This window comes from Chromobacterium sinusclupearum (assembly GCF_002902845.1).
Lineage (GTDB): Bacteria > Pseudomonadota > Gammaproteobacteria > Burkholderiales > Chromobacteriaceae > Chromobacterium > Chromobacterium sinusclupearum.
The window spans coordinates 1-347 of sequence record NZ_PPTF01000067.1 but is presented as its reverse complement, the minus strand read 5'-3'; the positions used below and the strand labels follow the sequence as shown (position 1 = coordinate 347).

Here is a 347-nt window from a genome sequence, read left to right as displayed (position 1 = left end):
GGCCACATTGTCAACCAGGCTCCAGGACTCATTGAAGATGTCCGCAACGAACTGCCTGGATCATTTCGACTGCTGATTCAGCGCCTACTTGATCATCTGAAGGCGCTGGACAAGCAAGTCAGCGAGCTCGAAACACAGATACTAGCCTGGCACCGCCAAAGCGAGCTCAGCAAGAAACTAGAGCAAATACCGGGCATTGGCCCCATCACCGCCAGTGCGCTGGTCGCCTCTCTGGGCAACGCCAAGAACTTTGATGGGGGTCGGCAGGTGGCAGCCTGGCTGGGGCTGGTGCCTCGACAACACTCCAGCGGAGGGAAGCAAAACCTGCTAGGTATCAGCAAGCGCGG

Annotated in this window: 1 protein-coding gene; it reads left to right on the top strand. The window is 57.9% G+C overall.

Features of this window, described 5'->3' with window-relative positions; all coding sequences use genetic code 11:
* Positions 1 to 347 (top strand): transposase (locus C2134_RS13905; protein WP_146042169.1); only part of this gene is annotated, 347 nt, incomplete at both ends.